The 3214-nt window shown below is 66.2% G+C and carries 1 protein-coding gene and 3 pseudogenes; 2 read left to right on the forward strand and 2 right to left on the reverse strand.

Going from position 1 to position 3214, the window contains the following annotated elements:
- A pseudogene (locus tag D2K64_RS24825) lies at nucleotides 1-406 on the reverse strand (IS630 family transposase); the annotation flags it as partial.
- A gap of 281 nt (nucleotides 407-687) precedes the next feature.
- Here D2K64_RS24825 and D2K64_RS23125 point away from each other — a divergent pair.
- Both D2K64_RS23125 and D2K64_RS23130 read left to right on the forward strand, forming a co-directional pair.
- Nucleotides 688-1803 (forward strand): IS110 family RNA-guided transposase, encoded by a 1116-nt coding sequence (locus D2K64_RS23125; RefSeq protein WP_120010745.1) that lies wholly within the window; start codon nucleotides 688-690, stop codon nucleotides 1801-1803.
- A 355-nt stretch (nucleotides 1804-2158) separates the two neighbouring features.
- Nucleotides 2159-2928 (forward strand): annotated as a pseudogene (locus D2K64_RS23130) (DDE-type integrase/transposase/recombinase); the annotation flags it as partial.
- Between the two features lie 88 nt (nucleotides 2929-3016).
- On the opposite strand, the pseudogene D2K64_RS23135 reads toward D2K64_RS23130, so the two are convergent.
- Nucleotides 3017-3214, reverse strand: a pseudogene (locus D2K64_RS23135) (IS110 family transposase); the annotation flags it as partial.

Genomic DNA, 3214 nt, shown 5'->3' on the forward strand with positions numbered 1-3214 from the left:
CGCCGCGATCCCGCCGCCTATCTGGCCATCCTGGAACAGCAAGCTTGCCAGCTGATTTTGCCGGCCTACTTTTTTTGCGCGTGATCCGGCGCCGGTCGAAGAACCGCCACAGCGTGCCGATCCCGACCGGCGTGCCACGCTCGGCCAGCAGCGCCTGCAACTCGACCAGCGTGATGTCGTCCTTCGCCTCGACAGCAGCCAGAATGAAGGCTCCGTGCGCGTCGATCTTTCCCGCACGACGATCGTCGCCCTGCGGCTTGGCGGCCGGCGTGCCGTTCTGAAGAACCAACTGCCGCCAGCGGATCGCGCTCGCCGCGCTGACCCCGAACCGTGCTGCCGCGGCTCGGCACGACATCTCACCATCAACCGCGGCGATCACCCGCTCTCGAAGATCTTGTGATAGCACGCGCAGTATCCATGCCGGCCTCCTCAACCCAGCACAGAGCATGAATCAGAGAACCGCGCCGATGTGGATCCTCAACGATTCAGAAGGTGCGGAAACCGCTCTAAACGGCGGACTTCTCTGGCTAAGTGTTTGGTCGTTCTCAACGACATCGTTCCGTCACCGGCGCGCCTCGACTAGACCAGATGTCCGTCTGAGGCGGGGTGGCCCGCCTCGAACTGTGCAGGAATGACGAGGGTTGCGCCGGGTGGGCCGGCGCCGTGCCTCAGCACAGGAGACGGGCCGTGGGAGAGCGTATCACCTTTGTCGGGCTGGACGTGCACAAGGCGACGATCGCCGTCTGTGTTGCGGAGGCCGGTCGGGATGGCGAGGTCCGGTTCGTGGGAGAGATCCCGAACGAGCCAGCGGCGCTGGACAAGCTGCTGGCGCGCGTTGGCCGAGGCGGGCGGACCCTGCGCTTTGCCTACGAGGCCGGCCCGTGCGGCTATGGGGTCTACCGACATCTTCGCGACCGCGGCCACGACTGCGTGGTGGTCGCGCCGAGCCTGATCCCACGCAAACCCGGCGAGCGGATCAAGACCGACCGGCGGGATGCGACGGCGCTGGCGCGCCTACACCGGGCGGGCGAGCTGACACCGGTCTGGGTGCCGGACCCGGAGCACGAGGCCATGAGGGACCTGGTCAGGGCGCGGGCGGACATGGTGGAGGCGCTCCGCAAGGCGCGGCAGCGGCTGATGGGGTTCCTGCTCCGGCACGGGCGGAGCTACGACGCCAAGCGCTGGACCTGGCCGCATAGGAAGTGGCTGATGGAGCAGACCTTCCCGCACCCTGCCCAGCAGGTCGCCTGCCAAGAATACCTGGACGCGGTGAACGAACTGGAGGCCCGCATCGAGCGCCTCACCGGCCGCATCCGCGACCTCGTGCCCTGCTGGAGCATGGCGCCGGTGGTCGAGGCGCTGCAGGCCATGCGGGGCGTCTCGCTGATCGTCGCCTCGGCACTGGTGGCCGAGGTCGGCGACTTCGGCCGGTTCAACAACCCGCGCCAGCTGATGGCCTATCTCGGCCTCGTACCCTCGGAGCACTCCAGCGGGGCCAAGCGCCGGCAGGGCGCGATCACCAAAGCCGGCAGCCCGCTCGCGCGCCGCATGCTGGTCGAGGGCGCCTGGACCTACCGGCTGCCGGCCCGGGTGTCAGCGCAGATGAAGGCCCGCCTGGCCGGATTGCCGAGGGAGGTGCGCGAAACCGCGTGGAAAGGACAGGTGCGCCTCTGCGCCCGGTACCGGCGCCTCCAGGCCGCCGGCAAGCGGCCGCAGGTCGTCGTGACGGCGATCGCGCGCGAGATGGTGGGCTTTGCCTGGGCCATTGCTCGCATGGTGATGCCAACAGCCATTGCAGCCTGAACCTCCCGGCCACCCCAGCAGAGGAGAAAACACCGAACAGACGAGACGCTTGGGCGAGGAGGTGGAGCGGTCAGGGGAACCCTCGGAAACACTACGGGGAGGCTTCGCACCGATCCCCGCCTCTAGACAGAGGCAGCCCCGCGACGATCAGGGTCATGCGGTACTCAACCCGCGCATCAGAGCTGGATCAACCGTCGCTCGTCATCCGCCTCCTCACCTAAACGCCTCTGCATCAACAACAACGCCTGCACGGCGAACAGCGAGGCACGCCCCAGTCTTGAAAGGACGGACATCAGAGATGTTCAGTCCCAGGATTTGATGGTGCAATCTTCTCCCGCGACTGGAAGGAGGCACTATGGGCCAGGTTCTTCATGGCTGCGCCAGCACGACAGCGGCAGTCCGTCGAGCGATCCAGCATCGTCAAGAGAGCCTGAGGGGCCTGGCCCAGCGCTACGGCATCAACCCCAAGACGGTTGCCAAGTGGCGAAAGCGGCGCTCCGTGGCTGACCTGCCCACCGGGCCAAAGAAGCCGGCATCGACGGTTCTCTCGATCGAGGAGGAGGCGGTGATCGAGGCCTTCCGGCGGCATACACTGCTGCCGCTCGATGACTGCCTCTACGCCTTACAGCCTACCATTCCACACCTGACACGCTCCGCCCTGCATCGCTGCCTCCAACGCCACGGCATCTCCCGCTTGCCCGAGACCGATTGTGACAAGCCGCGGCGCGCCAAGTTCAAGCGCTACCCCGTCGGCTACTTCCACATCGACATCGCCGAGGTACACACCGGGGGGGCAGGCTCTACCTCTTCGTCGCTATTGACCGGACCTCGAAGTTCGCCTTCGCCCAATTGCACGAGAAAGTCACCCAGCGGATCGCGGGCGACTTCCTCCGGGCCCTGGTTGAGGCCGTTCCCTACCGGGTTCATACCGTTCTCACCGACAACGGCGCGCACTTCACCGACCCAGGTGGCAACTGTTGGAACCCGGTTGAGATCCGTCAGATGATGGAGCGCAAGGAGCTGTTCCGTGCCCACGGCTTCGATCTGGCCTGCGCTCAGAACAACATCGAGCACAGGCTGACCAGGCCTCGGCATCCCTGGACGACGGATGAAGTTGAACAGCTCTTTTTAGCGACCGGTGCTATTTTCCCCCTGCTCACGGGTGACCACGTGGCAAAGAGTAGGGCACGAGGTGCAAGCTCTGCCGCGCAGCCTATGACAGTCGCTCCTCCTTTGCGGCGCCCGTGGGCACCCGTCGTCCTCGCTTGGTCCAGCCCTCGGTCAGGCGCCGATCAGCAGTCTCGGCCTGCTCGGCGCGACGCTTCTCCTCCTGTCGGGTCCTGGTCAGGTTGTATTCGTACGCAGAACCCCGCTGTCCGCGTCGCTCCGGCTGCCCTGAGCGCAGTTCCAG

Source organism: Teichococcus vastitatis (assembly GCF_003604215.1).
GTDB lineage: Bacteria > Pseudomonadota > Alphaproteobacteria > Acetobacterales > Acetobacteraceae > Pseudoroseomonas > Pseudoroseomonas vastitatis.